This window comes from Pseudomonas sp. 05N36, from assembly GCF_056397385.1.
The window spans coordinates 1-23,700 of the sequence record NZ_JBFTNH010000029.1 but is presented as its reverse complement, the minus strand read 5'-3'; the positions used below and the strand labels follow the sequence as shown (position 1 = coordinate 23,700).

Here is a 23,700-nt window from a genome sequence, read left to right as displayed (position 1 = left end):
CGCTCAGCGGGGGCTTTTTTATTGGGTTGACACCTATCTGGGGCGTCTATAGAATTGCGCCTCCTTTTAACGGGCGTATTGCGCCCGCTGGGAATAGCAGCCGGAGTCTGAAATCCAATGCAAAATCAGCAAATCCGTATCAGGTTGAAGGCTTTTGACCATCGCCTGATCGACCAATCAACCCAGGAAATCGTGGAAACCGCGAAACGTACTGGTGCTCAAGTGCGTGGTCCAATTCCACTGCCTACCCGTAAAGAGCGGTTCACCGTTCTGGTCTCCCCGCACGTCAACAAAGACGCGCGTGACCAGTACGAGATCCGTACTCATAAGCGCGTTCTGGACATCGTCCAGCCAACGGATAAAACCGTTGATGCACTTATGAAGCTTGATCTTGCGGCCGGTGTGGAAGTGCAGATCAGCCTCGGCTAAGACTCGGTCTTAGTCGTGTAACGCTCTGAAATGGGCGGCCATAGCGGGTGAAAGCCCCGTACACTCATGAGGTTTACAACATGACTATTGGTGTAGTCGGTCGTAAATGCGGTATGACCCGTATTTTCACCGAAGAAGGTGTCTCCATTCCGGTCACGGTCATTGAGATCGAGCCGAATCGCGTCACCCAGTTCAAAACTGAAGAGACCGATGGCTATCGTGCAGTGCAAGTCACTGTCGGCGAGCGTCGTGCTTCGCGTGTAACAGCTGCTCAAGCTGGCCACTTCGCTAAAGCGAACGTTGCCGCTGGTCGTACCGTAATGGAATTCCGCCTTGAAGAGGGCGAGTACCAGGCCGGCGATCTGATCAACGCTGAAATCTTCGCCGCTGGCCAACTGGTTGATGTAACCGGTCAGTCCAAGGGTAAAGGCTTCCAGGGTACGATCAAGCGTTGGAATTTCCGCGGGCAAGATAACACCCACGGTAACTCCGTATCCCACCGCGTCCCAGGCTCTATCGGCCAGTGCCAGACTCCTGGTCGTGTATTCAAGGGCAAAAAAATGTCCGGTCATATGGGCGCTGAGCGCGTGACCGTGCAGTCCCTGGAAGTAGTGCGCGTGGACGCTGAACGCAATCTGTTGTTGGTCAAGGGCGCTGTTCCTGGCGCTACTGGCGGCAACCTGGTTGTACGTCCAGCAGCCAAGGCTCGCGGTTAAGGGGAAGCTGACATGCAATTAAATGTAAATGACGCTCAAGCGATCGAAGTTTCCGAACTGACATTTGGCGGCGAGTTCAACGAGACGCTGGTTCACCAAGCAGTCGTGGCCTACATGGCTGGCGGCCGTCAAGGTAGCAAGCAGCAAAAGACCCGTTCCGACGTTTCTGGTGGCGGTAAGCGCCCATGGCGTCAGAAAGGTACTGGCCGTGCTCGTGCTGGTACTATCCGTAGCCCAATCTGGCGCGGCGGCGGTACCACTTTCGCAGCTCGTCCACAGGATCACTCCCAAAAGCTGAACAAGAAGATGTATCGCGCAGCAATGCGTTCCATCCTTGCTGAGCTGGTGCGTACTGATCGTCTGGTCGTGGTTCAGGACTTCGCTGTTGAAGCACCGAAAACCAAAGATCTGCTGAACAAGCTGAATGGCATGGGTCTGACTGATGTCCTGATCGTGTCCGATGCTGTTGATCAGAACCTGTACCTGGCTGCTCGTAACCTGCCACACGTTGATGTACGTGACGTGCAAGGTTCCGATCCAGTTAGTCTGATCGCATACGACAAGGTGTTGATCACCGTGTCGGCCGTGAAGAAATTCGAGGAGCTGCTGGGATGAACCAGGAACGCGTATTTAAAGTTCTGCTTGGCCCGCACGTTTCCGAGAAGGCTACGGTTCTGGCAGACAAGAAAGGCCAGTTCGTTTTCAAGGTTGCTACTGACGCAACCAAGCTGGAAATCAAGAAGGCCGTCGAAAGCCTGTTCAGCGTGAAAGTAGAGCGTGTTACTACCCTGAATGTCCTGGGTAAGAGCAAGCGCACTGCTCGCGGTCTGGGCAAGCGTAATGACTGGAAGAAGGCGGTTATCTCCCTTCAGCCAGGCCAAGATCTCGATTTCAGCAGCAGTGCTGAGTAAGGAAGGGGTGCATCATGGCAATCGTTAAATGCAAACCGACTTCCCCTGGCCGCCGTTTTGTGGTCAAGGTGGTCAACCAGGAGCTGCATAAAGGCGCTCCTCACGCACCGCTGCTCGAGAAAAAATCGAAGTCTGGTGGTCGTAACAACAATGGCCGTATTACCACTCGTCACATCGGTGGTGGTCATAAGCAGCATTATCGTCTGGTCGACTTCCGTCGTAACGACAAAGATGGCATCGCTGCCACTGTCGAGCGTATCGAATACGATCCAAACCGTACTGCTCACATCGCTCTGCTGCTGTACGCAGATGGCGAGCGTCGCTACATCATCGCCCCTAAAGGCGTGAGCGCTGGCGACCAGCTGATCGCAGGTGCTCTGGCACCGATCAAGCCGGGCAACGCTCTGCAACTGCGTAACATTCCAGTTGGTAGCACCGTACACGGCATCGAATTGAAGCCAGGTAAAGGCGCGCAAATCGCTCGTTCCGCTGGTGCTTCGGCTCAGCTGATCGCTCGTGAAGGTGTCTACGTGACCCTGCGTCTGCGTTCTGGTGAGATGCGTAAAGTGCTGGCTGAATGCCGTGCGACCCTGGGTGAAGTCTCGAACTCCGAGCACAGCCTGCGTTCGCTGGGTAAAGCTGGTGCCAAACGCTGGCGTGGCGTTCGCCCAACCGTTCGTGGTGTTGCCATGAACCCGGTTGACCACCCACATGGTGGTGGTGAAGGTCGTACCTCTGGTGGTCGTCATCCGGTATCGCCATGGGGCTTCCCGACTAAGGGCGCGAAGACTCGTGGTAATAAGCGTACCGACAAAATGATCGTCCGTCGTCGCAAGTAAATAGAGGGATACGACAGTGCCACGTTCTCTGAAAAAAGGTCCTTTTATCGATCTTCACCTACTGAAGAAGATCGAAGTGGCGGCGGAAAAGAACGATCGCAAACCAGTTAAGACCTGGTCGCGCCGTTCCATGATCCTGCCACAAATGGTCGGTCTGACCATCGCAGTACACAACGGTCGTCAACACGTCCCAGTTCTCGTTAACGAAGACATGGTCGGCCACAAACTGGGCGAGTTCGCCGGTACCCGCACATATCGTGGGCACGTGGCAGACAAGAAAGCCAAGCGTTAAGGGGTTAGGAAATGGAAGTAGCCGCTAAGTTGTCGGGCGCTCGAATCTCCGCCCAGAAAGCCCGCTTGGTCGCCGACCAGATCCGCGGGAAGAAGGTGGGCGAAGCGCTCAACCTGTTGGCTTTCAGCAGTAAGAAAGCCGCCGAGATCATGAAGAAAGTGCTGGAGTCGGCCGTAGCCAACGCCGAGCATAACGAAGGCGCAGACGTTGATGACCTTAAAGTCAGCACCGTTTTCGTCAACGAAGGGCGTTCGCTGAAGCGCATCATGCCACGTGCCAAAGGCCGTGCTGATCGCATCGTCAAGCGGTCTTGCCATATCACTGTCAAGGTTGCTGACAAGTAACGGAGTCGAAGAGATGGGTCAGAAAGTACATCCCATTGGCATTCGCCTGGGAATCGTCAAGGAGCACACCTCCGTCTGGTACGCAGACGGTCGGACTTATGCGGACTATTTGTTCGCTGATCTGAAGGTGCGTGAGTATCTCCAAGACAAACTAAAAAGCGCGTCCGTAAGCCGTATCGATATCCATCGTCCGGCCCAAACTGCACGTATCACCATCCACACCGCTCGTCCAGGTATCGTTATCGGGAAGAAGGGTGAAGATGTTGAGAAACTGCGTCAGGACCTGACCAAGCAAATGGGTGTGCCTGTGCACATCAATATCGAAGAGATCCGCAAGCCGGAACTCGACGGTATGCTGGTTGCGCAGAGCGTAGCTCAGCAGCTGGAGCGTCGCGTTATGTTCCGTCGCGCTATGAAGCGCGCTGTACAAAACGCCATGCGCATTGGTGCCAAAGGCATCAAAATCCAAGTGAGCGGTCGTCTCGGCGGTGCTGAAATCGCACGTACTGAATGGTATCGCGAAGGTCGTGTGCCATTGCACACCCTGCGTGCCGACATCGACTATGCCAACTACGAAGCTCACACCACCTACGGTGTGATCGGTGTAAAGGTTTGGATCTTCAAAGGCGAAGTAATTGGTGGTCGCCAAGAAGAGCTGAAACCACAAGCACCAGCGCCTCGTAAAAAAGCTGCTAAGTAAGGGGTACGCCAAATGTTGCAACCAAAGCGTACGAAGTTCCGCAAGCAGATGACTGGCCACAACCGTGGTCTGGCATTGCGCGGTAGCAAAGTCAGCTTCGGCGAGTTCGCGCTGAAGTCTGTTGCTCGTGGTCGTCTCACCGCTCGTCAGATCGAGTCAGCGCGTCGTGCTCTGACCCGTCACGTAAAACGTGGCGGCAAGATCTGGATCCGTGTATTCCCGGACAAGCCTGTCACCAAAAAGCCACTCGAAGTTCGGATGGGTAAAGGTAAGGGTAACGTGGAGTACTGGGTTGCCCAGATTCAGCCAGGCAAAGTCCTGTATGAAATCGAGGGCGTTTCTGAAGAGCTGGCGCGTGAGGCTTTCGCCCTGGCTGCTGCAAAGCTGCCGCTCGCCACCTCCTTTGTTAAACGGACGGTGATGTGATGAAAGCGAATGAACTTCGTGAAAAAGACGCGCCACAGCTAAACGAGCAACTGCTCGGCCTGTTGCGCGACCAGTTCAATCTGCGTATGCAGAAAGCAACTGGCCAGTTGGGGCAGTCTCACCTGCTCCGGCAAGTTAAGCGTGACATCGCTCGCGTGAAGACTGTGCTCAAACAGCAGGCAGGTAAGTAATCATGGCTGAAGCCGAAAAAACCGTCCGTACGCTGACTGGCCGTGTTGTCAGCGACAAAATGGACAAGACCATCACCGTTCTGATCGAGCGTCGCGTAAAGCACCCGATCTACGGTAAATACGTTAAGCGTTCGACTAAGCTGCACGCGCACGACGAAACCAATCAGTGCCACATCGGCGACAAAGTCACTATTCGTGAAACTCGTCCTTTGGCCAAGACCAAGTCTTGGGCACTGGTTGATGTTCTCGAACGCGCTGTGGAAGTCTAAGGACTAGGGGTCGGAGAAATTATATGATTCAGACTCAATCCATGCTCGATGTGGCCGATAACAGCGGCGCTCGCCGTGTTATGTGCATCAAGGTGCTGGGTGGCTCCCATCGTCGTTACGCTGGTATCGGTGACATCATCAAAGTTACCGTCAAGGAAGCAATTCCTCGCGGTAAAGTGAAAAAAGGCCAAGTGATGACTGCTGTTGTAGTCCGCACTCGTCACGGCGTTCGTCGTGCTGACGGCTCCATTATCCGCTTTGATGGCAACGCTGCTGTTCTTCTGAACAACAAGCAAGAGCCGATCGGCACCCGTATCTTTGGGCCAGTGACCCGTGAACTTCGTACTGAGAAGTTCATGAAGATCGTCTCGCTCGCCCCAGAAGTGCTGTAAGGAGATCCGACATGCAAAAGATTCGTCGTGACGACGAGATCATCGTGATCGCCGGCAAAGACAAAGGTAAGCGCGGTAAGGTGCTTAAGGTTCTCGCTGACGACCGTCTGGTCATTGGTGGTCTGAACCTGGTTAAGCGTCATACCAAGCCTAACCCGATGTCGGGCGTACAAGGCGGTATCGTCGAAAAAGAAGCGCCACTGCACGCTTCCAACGTCGCCATTTTCAACGGCGAAACCAACAAGGCTGACCGCGTTGGTTTCAAAGTAGAAGACGGCAAGAAAATTCGTGTCTTCAAGTCGACCCAAAAAGCGGTTGATGCTTGAACACTGCTAGGTAGAAGACCATGGCACGACTAAAAGAGATTTACCGGAAGGAAATCGCACCGAAACTTAAGGAAGAACTTAAGCTTTCGAACGTGATGGAAGTTCCGCGCGTTACCAAAATCACCCTGAACATGGGTCTGGGCGAAGCGATCGGCGACAAAAAAGTCATCGAGCACGCTGTTGCTGACCTGGAAAAGATCACCGGCCAGAAAGTCGTTGTGACCTACGCTCGGAAATCCATCGCTGGCTTTAAAGTCCGTGAAGGTTGGCCGATCGGCGTCAAAGTGACCCTGCGCCGTGAGCGTATGTACGAGTTCCTGGATCGTCTGCTGTCGATCTCCCTGCCTCGGGTTCGCGACTTCCGCGGCCTGAATGCCAAGTCCTTCGATGGTCGTGGTAACTACAGCATGGGCGTAAAAGAGCAGATCATTTTCCCGGAAATCGATTACGACAAGATCGATGCTCTCCGCGGTCTGGACATTACCCTGACCACCACTGCCAAGAACGATGACGAAGGTCGCGCATTGCTGCGTGCTTTCAAATTCCCGTTCCGCAACTGATTGGAGTAGGAAAATGGCCAAGATGAGCATGAAAAACCGCGAGCTGAAGCGTCAGCTCACGGTTGCCAAGTACGCCAAGAAGCGTGCAGCACTGAAAGCTATCATCGTTGATCTGAACGCAAGTCCAGAAGCACGTTGGGAAGCTACAGTAGCTCTGCAGAAGCAGCCACGTGACGCAAGCGCTTCGCGCATGCGTAACCGCTGCCGCCTGACCGGTCGTCCACACGGCGTTTACCGCAAGTTCGGCCTCGGCCGTAACAAACTGCGTGAAGCGGCAATGCGTGGTGACGTACCTGGTCTGGTTAAAGCCAGCTGGTAAGCACTATCAAAGTCTCGGTGCTCGGGGTCGCAAGATCCTGACCACCGGTGACCTTGAACTTGAATCAAGCCCCTATTGGGGCTTGATTCATTTGTGGGGTGTGTCTAGAATACCCGGCTCGCCTGAGCCCGTGCTTTTTTCGTGCGGAGTTTCTCGGCGAAGGTAGTAGCCGCAAGGCTTATTTTTTTGTATTAGGAGCGTCTAGCCCATGAGTATGCAGGACCCGTTAGCGGACATGCTAACTCGAATCCGTAATGCCCAGATGGCTGAAAAGTCCGTCGTAAGCATGCCGTCTTCCACGTTGAAGGTGGCTGTAGCTAAAGTCCTGAAGGACGAAGGTTACATCGCGGGTTATCAGATCAGCAGCGAAATCAAGCCACTGCTGTCCATCGAGCTGAAGTACTTCGAAGGCCGTCCGGTCATCGAGGAAGTGAAGCGCGTTAGCCGTCCAGGCCTGCGTCAGTACAAGTCCGTCGATGATCTGCCAAAAGTTCGTGGCGGTCTCGGTGTGTCTATCGTCTCCACCAACAAAGGTGTGATGACGGATCGTGCTGCGCGCGCTGCCGGTGTCGGCGGCGAAGTTCTTTGCACTGTGTTCTAAGGGGGGATAAGCATGTCTCGCGTCGCTAAGAACCCCGTTAAGCTGCCAGCCGGTGTCGAAGTAAAATTCGCAGGCCAACAGCTTTCGGTGAAGGGTGCCAAGGGCACTCTCGAACTGAACATCCATTCGTCCGTTGAGATCGTTGAAGAAGCTGGTGAGCTGCGTTTCGCTGCTCGCAATGGCGATCAACAAACTCGCGCAATGGCCGGTACCACTCGTGCGTTGGTAAACAACATGGTCCAAGGCGTAAGCCAAGGCTTCGAGCGCAAGCTCCAGCTGGTCGGTGTTGGTTACAAAGCGCAAGCAAAAGGCACAGTGCTGAACCTGGCTCTTGGCTTCTCGCACCCAGTGGATTACGAACTGCCGGAAGGCATCACCGCTGAGACTCCTAGCCAAACCGACATCCTGATCCGGGGTATCGATAAGCAGCTGGTAGGTCAAGTGGCCGCCGAGATCCGCGACTTCCGTCCACCAGAGCCGTACAAAGGCAAAGGTGTGCGCTACGCGGACGAAGTCGTCCGTCGTAAAGAAGCCAAGAAGAAGTAGGGCATAGCAAATGACCGACAAAAAAGTTACTCGACTGCGTCGCGCTCGCAAAGCACGCCTGAAAATGCACGAACTTGAAGTCGTGCGTCTCTGCGTGTTCCGTTCGTCGCAGCACATCTACGCCCAGGTCATTTCGGCCGACGGCAACAAAGTCCTGGCAAGTGCCTCGACTTTGGATAAAGAACTGCGTGATGGCGCCACTGGCAACATCGACGCGGCCACTAAGGTTGGCCAGCTGGTCGCTACGCGTGCTAAAGCCGCTGGCGTCTCGCAGGTGGCTTTCGACCGCTCTGGCTTCAAGTACCACGGCCGCGTCAAGGCGCTGGCTGATGCTGCTCGTGAAGCTGGGCTGGAGTTCTAAGTTATGTCAAATAACGACCAAAAGCGCGACGAAGGCTACATCGAGAAGCTGGTTCAAGTTAACCGCGTAGCCAAAACCGTTAAAGGCGGCCGTATCTTCACTTTCACCGCGTTGACCGTGGTTGGTGATGGTAAAGGGCGTGTTGGCTTCGGCCGTGGCAAGTCGCGTGAAGTGCCTGCTGCGATCCAGAAGGCAATGGAAGCTGCTCGCCGCAACATGATCCAAGTTGATCTGAACGGCACCACTCTGCAGTACGCAATGAAGTCCGCTCACGGCGCTTCGAAGGTGTACATGCAGCCTGCTTCTGAAGGTACCGGTATCATCGCTGGCGGCGCTATGCGTGCTGTCCTCGAAGTTGCTGGCGTTCAGAACGTTCTGGCCAAGTGCTACGGCTCGACTAACCCGGTAAACGTGGTTCACGCCACTTTCAAAGGTTTGAAAGCTATGCAGTCTCCTGAATCCATTGCCGCCAAGCGTGGCAAAAGCGTCAAGGAGATCTTCTGATCATGGCTACCGTTAAAGTAACGCTGATCAAAAGCATGACCGGCCGCATCCCTAACCACAAACTGTGCGTTAAGGGTCTGGGTCTGCGTCGCATCGGTCACACTGTAGAAGTGCTGGATACTCCCGAGAATCGCGGGATGATCAACAAGGCTTACTACATGCTGCGTGTCGAGGGTTAATCGATGAAACTCAATGATCTGAGTCCAGCGCCGGGTTCCCGTCGCGAAAAGCATCGTCCGGGCCGTGGTATCGGTAGTGGTTTGGGTAAGACTGGTGGCCGTGGTCACAAAGGTCAAACCTCCCGCTCCGGTGGCACCATTGCTCCAGGCTTTGAAGGCGGTCAACAGCCGCTGCATCGTCGCCTGCCGAAGTTCGGTTTCGTTTCCCTGAAGGCCATGGACCGCGCAGAAGTGCGTCTGTCCGAGCTGGCTAAAGTGGAAGGCGACATCGTCACCGTGCAGTCCCTGAAAGATGCCAACGTGATCAACGTCAACGTTCAGCGTGTGAAAATCATGCTGTCCGGCGAAGTTACTCGCGCTGTCACCATCGGAAAGGGAATCGGCGCCACCAAAGGTGCGCGTGCGGCTATCGAAGCAGCTGGCGGCAAGTTCGAGGAATAAATGGCTAAGCAAGGTGCTCTCTCTGCGCTCGGCAAAGGCGGTATGTCTGAACTCTGGGCTCGTCTGCGTTTTCTGTTCCTGGCGATTATCGTCTACCGAATAGGCGCACACATCCCGGTTCCAGGTATCAACCCGGACCGACTCGCAGACCTGTTTCGACAGAATGAGGGGACCATTCTTAGCTTGTTCAACATGTTTTCCGGCGGCGCGCTGGAGCGGATGAGCATCTTTGCACTGGGGATCATGCCGTACATTTCGGCATCGATCATCATGCAGCTGATGACAGCCGTCAGCCCGCAGCTGGAACAGTTGAAGAAGGAAGGTGAAGCTGGCCGTCGCAAGATCAGCCAGTACACCCGCTACGGCACTGTCGTCCTCGCTCTCGTTCAGGCTATTGGCATGTCCATTGGCCTGGCGGGGCAGGGCGTTGCGTTCACTGGTGACTTTGGCTTCCATTTCGTCGCGGTATCCACGTTTGTGGCTGGTGCGATGTTCATGATGTGGCTGGGTGAGCAGATTACTGAGCGTGGTGTTGGCAACGGTATCTCGATGTTGATTTTTTCGGGTATCGTCGCCGGTCTTCCGAGAGCAATCGGGCAGTCTTTCGAGTCTGCGCGTCAGGGTGATATCAACATCTTCGCCTTGGTTGCCATCGGTTTGCTGGCAGTAGCGATTATCGGTTTCGTGGTGTTCATTGAGCGTGGTCAGCGTCGTATTGCTGTTCACTACGCCAAGCGTCAGCAGGGCCGTAAGGTCTTTGCTGCGCAGACTAGCCACTTGCCGCTGAAAGTGAACATGGCCGGTGTTATTCCGGCTATTTTCGCGAGCAGCATTTTGCTGTTCCCGGCTTCGTTGGGTGCCTGGTTTGGTCAGTCTGAAGGTATGGGCTGGTTGCAGGACATCTCGCAGTCGATCGCTCCTGGTCAGCCGTTGAATATTCTGCTGTTTAGTGCAGGGATTATTTTCTTCTGCTTCTTCTATACGGCGTTGATGTTCAATCCGAAAGACGTAGCGGAAAACCTGAAGAAGTCCGGTGCCTTTATTCCGGGTATCCGTCCAGGTGAGCAGTCTGCGCGCTATATTGATGGCGTTCTGACTCGCTTGACCATGTTCGGTGCTCTTTATATGACGGCCGTGTGCCTGTTGCCCCAGTTCCTGGTGGTTGCAGCAAACGTTCCGTTCTACCTTGGCGGGACCTCGTTGCTGATCGTGGTCGTGGTTGTGATGGACTTCATGTCCCAAGTACAATCGCACCTCGTTTCGCACCAGTACGAATCCCTGATGAAGAAAGCCAACCTGAAGGGTTACGGCAGCGGCATGCTGCGCTGACCCATAAGGTTCGAGGAGTTGGTGATGAAAGTTCGTGCATCGGTGAAAAAGCTGTGCCGTAACTGCAAGATTATTCGCCGCGAAGGTGTTGTTCGAGTAATTTGCAGCGCGGAACCGCGTCACAAACAGCGCCAAGGCTGAGTGTGATTGTGCTTCAAGCCCAGCAGCTAGTGCGCTGCTGGGTTGATTATTTGTTATTACAGCGATATTATCTCGCGCCCTATTTCTTGGCTTCCGGGGCGTAGGTAGCTGTCAATTGGAGTCCCACTGAATGGCCCGTATTGCAGGCGTCAACATTCCAGATAACAAGCATACTGTTATCTCGCTGACCTACATCTATGGTGTTGGTCGCACAACTGCACAGAAGATCTGTGCAGTGACTGGGGTAAACCCAGCCGCAAAGATCAAGGATCTGAGCGACGAGCAGATTGAACAGCTGCGTGGCGAAGTGGCGAAGTTCACCACTGAAGGTGACCTGCGTCGCGAAATCAACATGAAAATCAAGCGCTTGATGGACCTCGGTTGCTATCGCGGTCTGCGTCATCGTCGTGGTCTGCCAGTACGCGGTCAGCGTACCAAGACCAACGCGCGTACCCGTAAAGGTCCGCGTAAGCCGATCCGCAAGTAATCGCCCCAGCGAATCGACAGGAATTTAATCATGGCAAAACCTGCTGCTCGTCCTCGTAAAAAAGTCAAAAAGACAGTGGTTGATGGCATCGCCCACATCCACGCGTCTTTTAACAACACAATCGTGACCATCACCGACCGTCAAGGTAACGCTCTTTCCTGGGCTACCTCCGGTGGTTCGGGTTTCCGCGGTTCCCGCAAGTCCACCCCGTTTGCTGCTCAAGTAGCTGCTGAACGTGCTGGTCAAGCTGCGCTGGAATATGGCCTGAAAAACCTCGACGTTAACGTCAAAGGTCCAGGTCCAGGTCGTGAGTCCGCTGTCCGTGCTTTGAACGGCTGTGGCTATAAGATCGCCAGCATCACCGACGTGACGCCAATCCCGCACAACGGGTGCCGTCCGCCGAAGAAGCGCCGCGTGTAATCCAGGAGATTGTAAAGAATGGCTCGTTACATTGGTCCAAAATGCAAACTCGCTCGTCGCGAAGGCACCGATCTCTTCCTGAAGAGCGGCGTGCGCGCGATCGAATCGAAGTGCAACATTGAAGCAGCACCTGGTATCCACGGCCAACGCCGCGGTCGCCAGTCCGATTACGGCACCCAACTGCGTGAAAAGCAGAAGGTCCGTCGTATCTACGGCGTTCTCGAGCGTCAATTCAGCGGCTACTACAAAGAAGCTGCTGGCAAGAAAGGCGCAACTGGCGAAAACCTGTTGCAGCTGCTCGAATGCCGTCTGGACAACGTTGTATACCGTATGGGCTTCGGTTCGACTCGTGCCGAATCCCGTCAGCTGGTATCGCACAAATCCGTCAGCGTTAACGGTCAGACCGTAAACGTTCCGTCCTACCAGGTTCGTGCTGGTGACGTGGTCGCGATTCGCGAGAAAGCAAAGAACCAACTTCGCATTGTCCAAGCTCTCGATCTGTGTGCCCAACGTGGCCGCRTAGAATGGGTAGAAGTAGACACTGAGAAGAAGTCGGGCGTTTTCAAGAACGTTCCAGCTCGCAGTGATCTGTCCGCCGACATCAACGAAAGCCTGATTGTCGAGCTCTACTCCAAGTAAGGGCTAGAAAATAGGTGCATCCATGCAGATTTCGGTAAATGAGTTCCTGACACCCCGCCATATTGATGTGCAGGTTGTCAGTCCAACCCGCGCCAAGATCACTCTCGAGCCTCTCGAGCGTGGTTTTGGCCACACCCTGGGCAACGCGCTGCGCCGCATCCTGTTGTCCTCAATGCCCGGCTGTGCAGTAGTCGAGGCCGAGATTGACGGTGTGCTCCACGAGTACAGCGCCATCGAAGGTGTACAGGAAGACGTAATTGAAATCCTGTTGAACCTTAAAGGTCTGGCTATCAAGCTGCACGGCCGTGACGAAGTTACGCTGACCTTGTCGAAGAAGGGTTCGGGGGTGGTTACCGCTGCCGATATTCAGCTGGATCATGATGTCGAGATCGTTAATCCCGATCACGTAATCGCTAACCTGGCGTCTAACGGCGCCCTGAACATGAAGCTAGTAGTAGCTCGTGGTCGTGGTTATGAACCGGCCGACTCGCGTCAGAGCGATGAAGACGAAAGCCGCAGCATCGGTCGCTTGCAGCTTGACTCTTCGTTCAGCCCGGTTCGCCGTATCGCATACGTGGTGGAAAACGCCCGTGTCGAGCAGCGTACTAACCTGGACAAGCTGGTTATTGATCTGGAAACCAACGGTACTCTGGATCCTGAAGAGGCTATCCGCCGCGCTGCAACCATTCTGCAACAGCAGTTGGCTGCGTTCGTCGACCTCAAAGGTGACAGCGAACCAGTGGTAATCGAGCAAGAAGACGAGATCGATCCGATCCTGCTTCGCCCGGTTGACGATCTGGAACTGACTGTACGTTCGGCTAACTGCCTTAAGGCGGAAAACATTTACTACATCGGCGACCTGATTCAGCGTACCGAAGTAGAACTGTTGAAGACTCCGAACCTTGGCAAGAAATCCTTGACTGAAATCAAGGACGTTCTGGCCTCCCGCGGTCTGTCCCTCGGCATGCGCCTCGACAACTGGCCGCCTGCAAGTCTTAAGAAGGACGACAAGGCGACTGCCTGATCGTCGTAATCACCGAACGTTGTGTTTGGTAAGGAATGAACCATGCGTCATCGTAAAAGTGGTCGTCACCTGAGCCGCACCAGCTCGCACCGCAAGGCCATGTTTCAAAACATGGCGGTGTCGCTGTTCGAGCACGAGCTGATCAAAACTACACTGCCAAAAGCTAAAGAACTGCGTCGCGTTGCTGAGCCGCTGATCACTTTGGCCAAGACAGACAGCCTGGCTAACCGCCGTCTGGCTTTCGACCGTACTCGTTCGAAAGCTATCGTTGGTAAGCTCTTCAACGACCTGGGCAAGCGTTACGCTACCCGTGAGGGTGGCTACCTGCGCATCCTCAAGTGCGGTTTCCGCGCTGGCGACAACGCGCCTATGGCGTACGTCGAGTTGGTTGATCGTGCTGTCGGCGGTGAAGCTGTATCCGCTGAGTAAGACGTCAGTCTGAAACGAAGAACCGGGCCTAGTGCCCGGTTTTTTGTGCCTGTAAGAAATGCGCTCTACATACAAGCTTCAAACCTTTTCCTGTCTGCACTATATGCGTGGGGTGTTCGTTAGTATTTTTCTATCGATGTCTGCAGATTAATGAATTTGTGACTGTCATATTGATGATTAATACTCCCCTCCGAGCCGATTAGCCGGCAGTTCCAAGACTGACACAGGAAGAGATCGCATGAGCCAGAATAAAACGCTTACCACCGCCAGTGGCGCGCCCGTCGCCGACAACCAGAATTCCCGTTCCGCTGGCCCTCGTGGCCCGCTTCTGCTCGACGACTTTCACCTGATCGAGAAGCTTGCCCACTTCAACCGTGAAAACATCCCGGAGCGCCGCGTACACGCGAAAGGCTCGGGTGCTTACGGTACGTTCACTGTTACTCGCGACATTACCCAATTCACCAGTGCCAAGCTGTTTGAGTCGGTTGGCAAGCAAACCCCGACCTTCCTGCGTTTCTCCACCGTGGGCGGCGAGCGCGGCTCGGCAGATACCGAACGCGACCCGCGTGGTTTTGCGCTGAAGTTCTACACCGAGGAAGGCAACTGGGACATCGTTGGCAACAACACGCCAGTGTTCTTCATCCGTGATCCGTTGAAGTTCCCGGACTTTATCCACACCCAAAAACGTTTGCCGCAAAGCAATCTGAAAAGCGCACAGATGATGTGGGACTTCTGGTCGCATTCGCCTGAGGCGCTGCACCAGGTCACCATCCTGTTTTCGGACCGCGGCATCCCTGACGGCTACCGTCACATGCACGGCTTTGGCAGTCACACCTACAGCCTGATCAACGACAAAGGCGAGCGTCATTGGGTTAAATGGCACTACAAGACCAAACAGGGCATCAAGAACCTGGCGCCGGCAGAAGCTGCACGCCTGGCGGGTACTGATCCGGATTACGCTCAACGCGACCTGTTCGGTGCAATCGAACGCGGTGACTTCCCGAAATGGCGGGTATGCATTCAGATCATGACCGAGGCCCAGGCAACGGCACATTACGAGAACCCGTTCGACGTGACCAAAACCTGGTCGCAGAAGGAATTCCCGCTGATCGAAGTCGGCGAGCTTGAGCTTAATCGCAATCCGCAAAATTACTTCGCTGAAGTCGAGCAGGCGGCGTTTGGTCCTAGCAACATGGTGCCGGGTGTGGGCTTATCGCCAGACCGTATGCTGCAAGGTCGGGTATTCGCCTATGCCGATGCTCACCGCTACCGTGTTGGTACCAATCACCAGCAGTTACCGGTGAATGCGCCGCGCAGCCCGGTCAACAGCTATCAGCGCGACGGCTCCATGGCATTTGGCAGCAACGGTGGCAGTRCACCGAACTACGAGCCTAACAGCTACGCCGGTGCACCGAAGCAAGCTCCACAATACGCAGAGCCAGCACTGGCCCTGAACGGCGCGGCCGATCGTTATGATCACCGTGAAGATACGGATTACTACAGCCACGCCGGTGCGTTGTTCCGCTTGATGAGCGATGAGCAGAAAACCCTGCTGATCAACAACATTGCCGGTGCTATGTCGGGCGTTTCCAGTGATGTGGTTCAGCGTCAACTGCAGCACTTCTACAAAGCGGATGCCGCTTACGGAGAAGGTATCGCAAAGGCCTTGGGTGTACAGCTGAACTAAGTCTAAACGATAAGCAGAACCGCCCTCATTTTGGCGGTTTTTGCGTTATTTAAGCTAGTTTTCTCGGAGTATCTTCGCTTTTATCGCGCTATTGGAGTGACCTATCAATCCGCTTGGTTCAAACTACAGCCTTTCAAGCAGGGAGATGTAGGGCGATGCAAGGCCACCCGGACGTAATCGATTACCTCAACACGTTGCTCACAGGCGAACTGGCAGCACGTGATCAATATTTCATCCATTCGCGGATGTATGAGGACTGGGGCTTTACCGAGCTCTACGAGCGCATCAATCATGAGATGGAAGAAGAGGCCCAGCACGCCGATGCGCTGATGCGCCGAATCCTCATGCTTGAAGGCACGCCACGCATGCGTCCGGACGATCTGGACGTCGGCACCACGGTGCCCGAGATGCTCGCTGCCGACTTGCGCCTGGAATATAAAGTCCGTGCCGCGCTCTGCAAGGGCATCGAGCTCTGCGAGCTGCACAAGGATTACGTCAGTCGCGAGATCCTGCGGATTCAATTGGCTGACACTGAAGAAGATCACACGTACTGGCTGGAGAAGCAGTTGGGTCTGATCAAATTGGTCGGCCTGGAAAACTACCTGCAATCGCAGTTCTGATTCTGCCGGCTACAAAAAAGCCCCGGTCACTGATGAAGTGATCGGGGCTTTTTCATGCGCGGACGTTAAGCTCGATCGCGTTCCAGCAACGGCTTGAGGTAGTAACCGGTATGCGACTGCTTCATCTCGGCGACTTCCTCCGGCGTACCCACTGCAATGATCTGCCCGCCCTTGGAACCGCCTTCCGGCCCAAGGTCCACCAGCCAGTCGGCGGTCTTGATCACATCCAGGTTGTGCTCGATCACCACCACGGTGTTGCCGTGATCGCGCAGGCGATGGAGTACATCAAGCAACTGCTGGATATCCGCGAAGTGCAGGCCAGTGGTCGGCTCATCGAGGATGTACAGGGTTTTGCCGGTATCACGCTTGGACAGCTCGCGGGACAGCTTGACCCGCTGGGCTTCACCGCCCGACAGGGTGGTCGCCGATTGCCCCAGCTTGATGTACGACAGGCCCACATCCATCAACGTCTGAAGCTTGCGCGCCAGCGCTGGAACCGCATCGAAAAACACCCGGGCTTCTTCGATGGTCATTTCCAGGGTTTCGTGGATGCTCTTGCCCTTRTACTTGATCTCCAGGGTTTCGCGGTTGTAGCGCTTGCTCTTGCAGACGTCGCACGGGACATAGATGTCCGGCAGAAAGTGCATTTCCACCTTGATCAGGCCGTCGCCCTGACAGGCCTCGCAGCGCCCGCCCTTCACGTTGAAGGAGAAACGTCCCGGACCATAGCCACGTGAGCGGGATTCCGGCACGCCGGCAAACAATTCACGAATCGGTGTGAACAGCCCGGTGTAGGTCGCCGGGTTGGAGCGTGGCGTACGGCCGATCGGGCTTTGGTCGATGTCGACGACTTTGTCCAGATGCTCAAGGCCCTTGATGCTGTCGTGGGCTGCGGCTTCCAGGGTGGTTGCACCATTCAGTGCAGTCGCGCTGAGCGGGAACAGGGTGTTGTTGATCAGCGTCGACTTGCCTGAGCCGGACACGCCGGTCACGCAAGTCAGCAAGCCAATTGGAATCTCCAGGTCGACGTCGCGCAAGTTGTTGCCCCGGGCGCCCTTGAGCGACAACGAGAGCTTCTTGTTGCGAGCCGTGCGCTTGGCCGGGACTTCGATCTTCACGCGGCCGGACAGGTATTTGCCGGTCAGCGAATCAGGGTGCGCCATGACTTCGGCCGGTGTGCCTTCAGCGACGATATGTCCGCCGTGCACGCCAGCCCCCGGGCCGATATCCACCACATAGTCGGCCAGACGAATCGCATCTTCGTCGTGCTCGACCACGATTACTGTGTTGCCGATATCGCGCAGATGCTTGAGCGTCCCCAGCAGTCGATCGTTGTCGCGCTGGTGCAAGCCAATCGACGGTTCGTCGAGAATGTACAGCACGCCCACCAGGCCGGCGCCGATCTGGCTGGCCAGGCGAATACGTTGCGCTTCACCGCCAGACAGGGTGTCGGCACTGCGGTCCAGCGACAGATAGTCGAGACCGACGTTGACCAGGAACTGTAAGCGCTCGCGGATTTCCTTGAGGATCTTGTCGGCAATTTCGCCGCGTCGACCGGTCAGTTTCAGCGTGCCGAAGTAATCGGACGCGTCGCCAATCGGCAGGTTGGTCACCGCCGGCAGTGTCTTCTCGCCGACCCACACATGCCGCGCTTCACGGCGCAGGCGAGTGCCGCGGCAATCAGGGCAAGGCTGGGTGCTGAGGAACTTGGCCAGTTCTTCGCGCACCGACGCGGACTCGGTTTCGCGGTAGCGACGGTCCAGGTTCGGCACGATGCCTTCGAACGGGTGCGAGCGTTTGACGATGTCGCCGCGGTCGTTCAAATATTTGAAGTCGACGTTCTGCGTGCCGCTGCCATGCAGGATGATCTTCTGCTGATCGGCCGGGAGCTGGTTGAACGGTACTTCCAGGCTGAAGCCGTAATGCGAGGCCAGTGAGCCGAGCATCTGGAAGTAGTAGACGTTGCGCCTGTCCCAGCCGCGAATCGCCCCTTCAGCCAGGGTCAGCTCGCCATTGACCAGGCGCTTGATGTCGAAGAACTGCTTAACTCCCAAACCGTCGCAGGTCGGGCAGGCGCCGGCCGGGTTGTTGAAGGAGAACAGCTTGGGTTCCAGTTCGCTGATGGCGTGGCCGCAGATCGGGCAGGCGAAGCGCGCGGAGAAGATCATTTCTTCGCCCGGCTCGTCGTCCATTGGCGCGACGAGCGCAATCCCGTCTGCCAGCTTCAGCGCCGTCTCGAACGACTCGGCCAGCCGTTGTTGCAGATCGGCGCGGACCTTGAAACGGTCGACCACGACATCGATCGAGTGCTTCTTCTGTTTATCCAGCTTCGGCAATTCGTCGAGTTCGAAGAGCTTGCCGTTGACCCGGGCCCGGACAAAGCCCTGGGCGCGCAGTTCTTCGAAGACCGAAAGGTGTTCGCCCTTGCGCTCGCGGATCACTGGTGCCAGCAGCATCAACTTGCTGCCTTCGGGCTCGGCGAGGACCAGGTCGACCATCTGGCTGACGGTCTGCGCTTCCAGCGGAATGTCGTGATCCGGGCAGCGCGGAATACCTACGCGAGCATAAAGCAGGCGCAGGTAGTCGTAGATTTCGGTGATGGTGCCGACCGTCGAGCGCGGGTTATGCGAGGTCGACTTCTGTTCGATGGAAATGGCCGGCGACAGACCTTCGATGGTGTCGACGTCGGGCTTTTCCATCATCGACAGGAACTGCCGGGCATAGGCTGACAGCGACTCGACATAGCGTCGCTGACCCTCGGCATATAGCGTGTCGAATGCCAGGGAAGACTTGCCGGACCCGGACAAACCGGTGATGACGATCAGTTTGTCCCGTGGCAGGGTCAGGTCGATGTTCTTCAGGTTGTGGGTTCGAGCCCCACGAATCAGGATCTTGTCCAAGGTGGCCTCGCTTGGCGGGCGTCGAAAACGTAGGAGTATACGGGCAAATACTGGATGGATGCACACTATCAAATGAGGCTTGCTGAACGGCACCTGACAACGGCACGAGGCAGGCTCGCGACAAAGCGTCGCCCTATACCCCGTCAACCGATGGGACTGGTAGAATCGCCGCCGGTTCACATGAGGTTATTCCATGCACGATCCCCACAGCGAACGCATGAGTGGTGGCGAGACCCGCGCAGCAAGCGGTCTGGCCCTGGTGTTCGCCTTCCGTATGCTTGGCATGTTTATGGTGTTGCCGGTGTTGGCGACCTATGGAATGGATCTCGCAGGAGCGACCCCGGCCCTCATTGGTCTGGCGATTGGTGCTTACGGACTGACTCAGGCGATTTTTCAGATTCCGTTCGGGATCATTTCCGACCGTATCGGTCGTCGCCCGGTGATTTACCTGGGGCTGATCGTCTTCGCCCTCGGTAGCGTTTTGGCCGCCAGTGCCGATTCGATCTGGGGCGTGATTGCCGGACGAATCCTGCAAGGCGCCGGGGCGATTTCCGCGGCGGTCATGGCCTTGCTGTCGGACCTGACCCGCGAACAGCACCGCACCAAAGCCATGGCCATGATCGGCATGACCATCGGGCTGTCGTTCGCCGTGGCCATGGTGGTCGGGCCGCTGCTGACCCGCGCCTTTGGTTTGTCCGGCCTGTTTCTGGCGACGGGCGGCATGGCGCTGTTTGGCATCGTGATCGTGATGTTCATGGTGCCGCGTGCCACCAGTCCGTTGCATCACCGCGAATCCGGCGTTGCCCGTCAGGCGCTGATCCCGACGCTCAAGCATCCGGACCTGCTGCGCCTGGACCTGGGAATTTTTGTGTTGCACGCGATGTTGATGTCGAGCTTCGTCGCGTTGCCATTGGCGCTGGTCGAAAAAGCCGGATTGCCCAAGGAGCAGCACTGGTGGGTGTACCTGACCGCGCTGCTGATTTCGTTCTTCGCCATGATCCCGTTCATTATCTACGGCGAGAAGAAACGCAAAATGAAACGAGTTTTACTCGGTGCGGTCAGTACGCTGATGCTCACTGAGCTATTCTTCTGGCAGTTCGGCGACAGCTTGCGGGCTCTGGTGATTGGTACGGTGGTGTTCTTCACCGCATTCAATCTGCTCGAAGCTTCGTTGCCGTCGCTGATCAGCAAGGTTTCACCGGCAGGCGGCAAGGGTACGGCCATGGGGGTTTATTCCACCAGTCAGTTCCTCGGTTCGGCACTGGGCGGGATCATGGGTGGCTGGATGTTCCAGCATGGCGGTCTGTCGGCTGTGTTCCTTGGATGCGCAGGACTGGCTGCCCTCTGGTTGGCCTTTGCTGTTACCATGCGTGAACCTCCCTATGTGACGAGCCTGCGCTTGCCGTTATCGCCTGAAGCGATCCGCGAAGCTGGTTTGGTCGAGCGCCTGCTGGCCGTCGTTGGGGTAACAGATGCAGTGGTGGTTGCTGATGAAGCGGCCATTTACATCAAATTGGACACCGAACTATTGGATCGCACGACCCTCGAGAGCCTGGTCAACAACCCGGCCCCGACCGCGTGCGAAGCCTAGGAGAACGTTATGGCCCGTGGGGTTAACAAAGTCATATTGGTCGGCACTTGCGGCCAGGATCCCGAAGTTCGCTACTTGCCTAACGGTAACGCCGTGACCAACCTGAGTCTGGCGACCAGCGAACAATGGACCGACAAGCAAACCGGCCAGAAAGTCGAAAAGACCGAATGGCACCGTGTATCGATGTTCGGCAAGGTTGCGGAAATCGCCGGCGAATACCTGCGTAAAGGTTCGCAGGTCTACATCGAAGGCAAGCTGCAAACCCGCGAGTGGGAAAAAGACGGTATCAAGCGTTATACCACTGAAATCGTGGTCGACATGCAGGGCACCATGCAGCTGCTGGGCGGCCGTCCACAGGGCGACCAACAAGGCCAGGGCGGCGGTAACAACTACCAGCAATCCGCTCCGCGTCAGCAAGCTCCGCGTCCGCAGCAGTCGGCTCCGCAACAGCGTTCGGCTCCGGCGCCACAGCAGGCCGCACCGCAGCCAGCTCCGGATTTCGACAGCTTTGATGACGATATTCCGTTCTGAACCGCAACTTTTTCAGAACCGTAAACATTAAAAGCGAAGCCATTGATTTGGCTTCGCTTTTTTATTGGTTACAGATTTTTACGGAGTAAGAGCTACATTTGTTAAGCGTTTACCTCTCGAAGGTGTAAACAAATGACTCCGAACCCGTATGCGGTAAAGACGATTGTCCTGAGCTCCGGGGAGCGCTTGCCTGTGCTGATGGCACTTGCCACTGGTGCCCCCTTATTCGAGCCGTCTGTTTACGTGGTCAGTGAGATTCGGGCTACTAACAGGGCGAGCAATACGATTGACCAAGTCTTGAGGTCAATCATGGTATTGCAGCTATTCCTCGACTCGAGCCAAATTGATATTGAGCAGCGGTTTCGAGAGGGAAGTGTTTTTCGTTTGAGCGAGCTTGACGAGCTAGTCCGGCACTGTAGGCGGCCTGTCGCTGATCAACTGAAGTGCAATTCTATTACTCCTCCCCATAAATCCGTTCGTAGAGGCGCCGCTGAAAGTATGCGCCTTGTTCAGCGGCAATTTGCACCAACTGAGGTGGCGGGTCATACCGCAGCTAACCGTATTCGGGTCATCAGAGACTATCTTGATTGGCTCGTGAGATACCGCATGGCTCGGCATCACTCGCGTGCAGCTGAGGGCGAGCGACTTTGGAGTGAGTGGGCGTCTTGCAAGGATGCACTGGACGCGCGACTGCCGCGCCACAAGGGCCGGAATACCATTGGGCAGCGGGAAGGGCTTCAGCCAGAAGTGGCCGAGAGACTCCTCAGCGTTACGTCGCCGACATCGCCTGAGAACCCCTGGAAGGGGGAAGGCACATCCATTCGAAATGCTCTCCTGGTCCGCTGGTTCTACGAGCTTGGTCTACGTCGTGGCGAACTTTTGAACGTAAAAATTCCCGACATTAACTTCCAGTCGGAAGAACTAATTGTTGTTAGACGAGCAGACGATCCTGAGGACCCCCGAAAGGACCAGCCATTGGTCAAGACGCGTGACCGAAAGATTCCCCTATCCCCAGGCCTTTGCAGGCTGACGCACGAATATATAACGAGTACACGCCGAAGCACTGAAGGCGCAAGGCTTCACCCATTCCTGTTCATCGCCATGGGCACAGGGGCGCCCCTGTCACTCAGTGCCGTGAATGCTGTTTTCGCCAAACTTCGGAATGCCTTTAGTGGCGAGTTCGATGCTGTGACTCCGCATGTTCTTCGCCACACGTGGAATGACCGCTTCTCGGACGTAATGGACAATGCGAAGGTATCTGAAGCCGAAGAAGAGGGCATGCGTTCGTTCTTGATGGGATGGTCACCGACCTCGAAGACCTCCGTAAACTACACTCGTCGGCACGTCCGACTGAAAGCTCAGCAAGTGTCCTTGGAGATGCAAGCTAAGCAAGTAGAAGGTGTGTCGATTGATGACTGAAAAACGAGCGATGACCTGTCAATCGTTGGGCGGTCTGACTCTGCCGCCTACTGTCAGGACGCGCAGCGGAGCAGTGTTCGATCCAAGTGCCAGGCGCTGGGCGTTTCATGATGGTCTTCACACAATCAGTGTGAATTTTGAAAGATTGAGTAGATGTGCCACGGATGAGTTAATCGCGGCAGCGAAGTTTCCCTTGATTTGGTATGCCGAAAACGCTGAAGCAACAACTGTTGTCTCACTTTTTGACCATTTGAGGCGATTTCTGGAATCAGTATCGATTGCACAGGCCCAACCTGTTGGAGCTATTGATGCGCCGCTGCTCGCGAGCTTTCGAGCTTCCCTCGCGTTAGATGCCGAGTGGAAGCTGGGCGCCTTAAGCGCGTTTCTCAAAAAGTGGAATAGTCTAGGTGTGCCATGCGTGACGAGTGCTGCTGTGCACTTTCTGACAAGCATTCGTCTCAAAGGGAATCGCAAGGGCACCGCGGTCCTGACGATGGACCCGCTAAAAGGGCCACTTACGGACATTGAGCGCTCGGCCATACAAGCGTCATTGAACGATGCCTTTGCCGCCAGGAAGGTTGCTTTGGACGACTATCTTTTGGCTTGGCTTTGCTTGCTCCTAGGGCAGAGGAACATCCAGTTCGCGATGCTGAAGGTATGCGATGTCAAAGAGATCAAAAAAGGTGATGGGGGCCACGAGTACGTGCTTCGAGTGCCTAGGGCTAAGCAAGCGAGTGCCGAGGCGCGGCGGGAGCAATTCAAGGAACGATTGATCACCCCGAGTATCGGGAAGTTGCTCATAGGCTACGCGAGCAGCGTTCGTAAACGATTTGAAAGTGACAGTAAATTCTCCCTCTCTCCATTGCAAGCACCTCTGTTTCCTCAATGGAACCAGACGGAAAAGCCTCGCCCTGGATTTCACTATCACACATTGCCAGCGGAGATTGGCACTAGGATCAGCTCGGTATTTGAAGCTTTACAGGTTTATTGGGGATTCCATGCGCACTTGGACACCCAGTCCACGAACACTTGGACAGCGATTCCACGCTCACTTGGACACTCATTCCACGGCCACTTGGACACTGATTCCACGAGCACTTGGACAGTGATCTCTCACTGATCCGACCCAAGCTCAGG

At 55.6% G+C, this 23,700-nt stretch carries 35 protein-coding genes; 34 read left to right on the top strand and 1 reads right to left on the bottom strand.

What is annotated here, in order from left to right; all coding sequences use genetic code 11:
- Positions 1-117 precede the first annotated feature (117 nt).
- From rpsJ to bfr, 30 genes are all read left to right on the top strand, one after another.
- Entirely contained in the window at positions 118-429 is a 312-nt protein-coding gene (rpsJ, locus tag AC1DIH_RS26330) for a 30S ribosomal protein S10 (protein ID WP_003186070.1), read from the top strand.
- 80 nt (positions 430-509) lie between these two features.
- The gene (gene rplC, locus AC1DIH_RS26325) at positions 510-1,145 is read left to right on the top strand and encodes a 50S ribosomal protein L3 (RefSeq protein ID WP_003186059.1); all 636 of its coding nucleotides are present in this window, start codon (positions 510-512) and stop codon (positions 1,143-1,145) included.
- A 12-nt stretch (positions 1,146-1,157) separates the two neighbouring features.
- Positions 1,158-1,760 carry a 50S ribosomal protein L4 gene (rplD, locus tag AC1DIH_RS26320; RefSeq protein ID WP_003186057.1) on the top strand — a complete coding sequence of 201 codons (603 nt, stop codon included), beginning with the start codon at positions 1,158-1,160 and terminating at the stop codon, positions 1,758-1,760.
- Positions 1,757-2,056: a 50S ribosomal protein L23 gene (gene rplW, locus AC1DIH_RS26315; protein WP_002555488.1), complete on the top strand. Its 300-nt coding sequence runs from the start codon at positions 1,757-1,759 to the stop codon at positions 2,054-2,056. Before rplD ends, rplW begins: the two co-directional genes overlap by 4 nt.
- Positions 2,057-2,070: 14 nt before the next feature.
- On the top strand, positions 2,071-2,895 hold the full coding sequence (gene rplB / locus AC1DIH_RS26310; RefSeq protein WP_003186055.1) for a 50S ribosomal protein L2: 825 nt from the start codon (positions 2,071-2,073) through the stop codon (positions 2,893-2,895).
- A gap of 16 nt (positions 2,896-2,911) precedes the next feature.
- Positions 2,912-3,187 carry a 30S ribosomal protein S19 gene (gene rpsS, locus AC1DIH_RS26305; RefSeq protein WP_002555486.1) on the top strand — a complete coding sequence of 92 codons (276 nt, stop codon included), beginning with the start codon at positions 2,912-2,914 and terminating at the stop codon, positions 3,185-3,187.
- An 11-nt stretch (positions 3,188-3,198) separates the two neighbouring features.
- Positions 3,199-3,531 (top strand): 50S ribosomal protein L22, encoded by a 333-nt coding sequence (gene rplV / locus AC1DIH_RS26300; RefSeq protein WP_003103908.1) that lies wholly within the window; start codon positions 3,199-3,201, stop codon positions 3,529-3,531.
- 13 nt (positions 3,532-3,544) lie between these two features.
- Positions 3,545-4,231: a 30S ribosomal protein S3 gene (rpsC, locus tag AC1DIH_RS26295; RefSeq protein WP_003176422.1), complete on the top strand. Its 687-nt coding sequence runs from the start codon at positions 3,545-3,547 to the stop codon at positions 4,229-4,231.
- 12 nt (positions 4,232-4,243) lie between these two features.
- Entirely contained in the window at positions 4,244-4,657 is a 414-nt protein-coding gene (gene rplP / locus AC1DIH_RS26290; RefSeq protein ID WP_003186052.1) for a 50S ribosomal protein L16, read from the top strand.
- Positions 4,657-4,848 (top strand): 50S ribosomal protein L29, encoded by a 192-nt coding sequence (rpmC, locus tag AC1DIH_RS26285; protein ID WP_008030901.1) that lies wholly within the window; start codon positions 4,657-4,659, stop codon positions 4,846-4,848. The genes rplP and rpmC overlap by 1 nt, the downstream gene beginning before the upstream one ends.
- Positions 4,849-4,850: 2 nt before the next feature.
- Entirely contained in the window at positions 4,851-5,117 is a 267-nt protein-coding gene (gene rpsQ / locus AC1DIH_RS26280) for a 30S ribosomal protein S17 (RefSeq protein WP_003176419.1), read from the top strand.
- Between the two features lie 23 nt (positions 5,118-5,140).
- Complete coding sequence (gene rplN, locus AC1DIH_RS26275; RefSeq protein ID WP_002555479.1) at positions 5,141-5,509, top strand: 50S ribosomal protein L14; 369 nt, start codon at positions 5,141-5,143, stop codon at positions 5,507-5,509.
- An 11-nt stretch (positions 5,510-5,520) separates the two neighbouring features.
- A complete protein-coding gene (rplX, locus tag AC1DIH_RS26270) occupies positions 5,521-5,835 on the top strand; it encodes a 50S ribosomal protein L24 (RefSeq protein ID WP_071553151.1) in 315 nt (104 codons plus the stop codon).
- A gap of 20 nt (positions 5,836-5,855) precedes the next feature.
- Entirely contained in the window at positions 5,856-6,395 is a 540-nt protein-coding gene (rplE, locus tag AC1DIH_RS26265; protein WP_003210069.1) for a 50S ribosomal protein L5, read from the top strand.
- Between the two features lie 13 nt (positions 6,396-6,408).
- A complete protein-coding gene (gene rpsN / locus AC1DIH_RS26260) occupies positions 6,409-6,714 on the top strand; it encodes a 30S ribosomal protein S14 (RefSeq protein WP_003176414.1) in 306 nt (101 codons plus the stop codon).
- Between the two features lie 208 nt (positions 6,715-6,922).
- The gene (rpsH, locus tag AC1DIH_RS26255) at positions 6,923-7,315 is read left to right on the top strand and encodes a 30S ribosomal protein S8 (protein WP_003186040.1); all 393 of its coding nucleotides are present in this window, start codon (positions 6,923-6,925) and stop codon (positions 7,313-7,315) included.
- A 12-nt stretch (positions 7,316-7,327) separates the two neighbouring features.
- Complete coding sequence (rplF, locus tag AC1DIH_RS26250) at positions 7,328-7,861, top strand: 50S ribosomal protein L6 (protein WP_007896774.1); 534 nt, start codon at positions 7,328-7,330, stop codon at positions 7,859-7,861.
- 10 nt (positions 7,862-7,871) lie between these two features.
- Positions 7,872-8,222 (top strand): 50S ribosomal protein L18, encoded by a 351-nt coding sequence (gene rplR / locus AC1DIH_RS26245; RefSeq protein ID WP_003186037.1) that lies wholly within the window; start codon positions 7,872-7,874, stop codon positions 8,220-8,222.
- Positions 8,223-8,225: 3 nt separating this feature from the next.
- Positions 8,226-8,726, top strand: coding sequence for a 30S ribosomal protein S5 (rpsE, locus tag AC1DIH_RS26240; RefSeq protein ID WP_003186035.1), 501 nt, complete (start codon positions 8,226-8,228; stop codon positions 8,724-8,726).
- A 2-nt stretch (positions 8,727-8,728) separates the two neighbouring features.
- Positions 8,729-8,905: a 50S ribosomal protein L30 gene (gene rpmD, locus AC1DIH_RS26235; RefSeq protein ID WP_003186033.1), complete on the top strand. Its 177-nt coding sequence runs from the start codon at positions 8,729-8,731 to the stop codon at positions 8,903-8,905.
- A gap of 3 nt (positions 8,906-8,908) precedes the next feature.
- Entirely contained in the window at positions 8,909-9,346 is a 438-nt protein-coding gene (gene rplO / locus AC1DIH_RS26230) for a 50S ribosomal protein L15 (RefSeq protein ID WP_003228720.1), read from the top strand.
- Positions 9,347-10,675: a preprotein translocase subunit SecY gene (gene secY, locus AC1DIH_RS26225; RefSeq protein ID WP_003228718.1), complete on the top strand. Its 1,329-nt coding sequence runs from the start codon at positions 9,347-9,349 to the stop codon at positions 10,673-10,675.
- A 24-nt stretch (positions 10,676-10,699) separates the two neighbouring features.
- Entirely contained in the window at positions 10,700-10,816 is a 117-nt protein-coding gene (gene rpmJ / locus AC1DIH_RS26220) for a 50S ribosomal protein L36 (protein ID WP_002555468.1), read from the top strand.
- Positions 10,817-10,946: 130 nt separating this feature from the next.
- Complete coding sequence (gene rpsM, locus AC1DIH_RS26215) at positions 10,947-11,303, top strand: 30S ribosomal protein S13 (RefSeq protein WP_003186020.1); 357 nt, start codon at positions 10,947-10,949, stop codon at positions 11,301-11,303.
- A 30-nt stretch (positions 11,304-11,333) separates the two neighbouring features.
- Positions 11,334-11,723, top strand: coding sequence for a 30S ribosomal protein S11 (rpsK, locus tag AC1DIH_RS26210; RefSeq protein WP_002555466.1), 390 nt, complete (start codon positions 11,334-11,336; stop codon positions 11,721-11,723).
- 18 nt (positions 11,724-11,741) lie between these two features.
- On the top strand, positions 11,742-12,362 hold the full coding sequence (gene rpsD, locus AC1DIH_RS26205; protein WP_477773834.1) for a 30S ribosomal protein S4: 621 nt from the start codon (positions 11,742-11,744) through the stop codon (positions 12,360-12,362).
- A 22-nt stretch (positions 12,363-12,384) separates the two neighbouring features.
- A complete protein-coding gene (locus AC1DIH_RS26200) occupies positions 12,385-13,386 on the top strand; it encodes a DNA-directed RNA polymerase subunit alpha (RefSeq protein WP_007924176.1) in 1,002 nt (333 codons plus the stop codon).
- A gap of 42 nt (positions 13,387-13,428) precedes the next feature.
- Positions 13,429-13,815, top strand: a complete 387-nt coding sequence (gene rplQ, locus AC1DIH_RS26195) for a 50S ribosomal protein L17 (RefSeq protein WP_007924175.1) — start codon at positions 13,429-13,431, stop codon at positions 13,813-13,815.
- A gap of 238 nt (positions 13,816-14,053) precedes the next feature.
- The gene (locus tag AC1DIH_RS26190; RefSeq protein ID WP_477773833.1) at positions 14,054-15,502 is read left to right on the top strand and encodes a catalase; all 1,449 of its coding nucleotides are present in this window, start codon (positions 14,054-14,056) and stop codon (positions 15,500-15,502) included.
- Between the two features lie 155 nt (positions 15,503-15,657).
- Positions 15,658-16,122: a bacterioferritin gene (gene bfr, locus AC1DIH_RS26185; RefSeq protein WP_019693877.1), complete on the top strand. Its 465-nt coding sequence runs from the start codon at positions 15,658-15,660 to the stop codon at positions 16,120-16,122.
- A 65-nt stretch (positions 16,123-16,187) separates the two neighbouring features.
- On the opposite strand, the gene uvrA is transcribed toward bfr, so the two are convergent.
- Positions 16,188-19,022 carry an excinuclease ABC subunit UvrA gene (gene uvrA, locus AC1DIH_RS26180; protein WP_477773832.1) on the bottom strand — a complete coding sequence of 945 codons (2,835 nt, stop codon included), beginning with the start codon at positions 19,020-19,022 and terminating at the stop codon, positions 16,188-16,190.
- A 193-nt stretch (positions 19,023-19,215) separates the two neighbouring features.
- On the opposite strand from uvrA, the gene AC1DIH_RS26175 reads away from it, so the two are divergent.
- The 4 genes from AC1DIH_RS26175 to AC1DIH_RS26160 all read left to right on the top strand — a co-directional run bounded on the left by AC1DIH_RS26175 (position 19,216) and on the right by AC1DIH_RS26160 (position 23,683).
- On the top strand, positions 19,216-20,613 hold the full coding sequence (locus AC1DIH_RS26175) for an MFS transporter (RefSeq protein ID WP_477773831.1): 1,398 nt from the start codon (positions 19,216-19,218) through the stop codon (positions 20,611-20,613).
- Between the two features lie 9 nt (positions 20,614-20,622).
- A complete protein-coding gene (locus AC1DIH_RS26170) occupies positions 20,623-21,144 on the top strand; it encodes a single-stranded DNA-binding protein (RefSeq protein ID WP_053162823.1) in 522 nt (173 codons plus the stop codon).
- Positions 21,145-21,276: 132 nt separating this feature from the next.
- Positions 21,277-22,563 carry a tyrosine-type recombinase/integrase gene (locus AC1DIH_RS26165; protein ID WP_477773830.1) on the top strand — a complete coding sequence of 429 codons (1,287 nt, stop codon included), beginning with the start codon at positions 21,277-21,279 and terminating at the stop codon, positions 22,561-22,563.
- Positions 22,556-23,683, top strand: a complete 1,128-nt coding sequence (locus AC1DIH_RS26160) for a hypothetical protein (RefSeq protein ID WP_477773829.1) — start codon at positions 22,556-22,558, stop codon at positions 23,681-23,683. Before AC1DIH_RS26165 ends, AC1DIH_RS26160 begins: the two co-directional genes overlap by 8 nt.
- Positions 23,684-23,700: the final 17 nt, after the last annotated feature.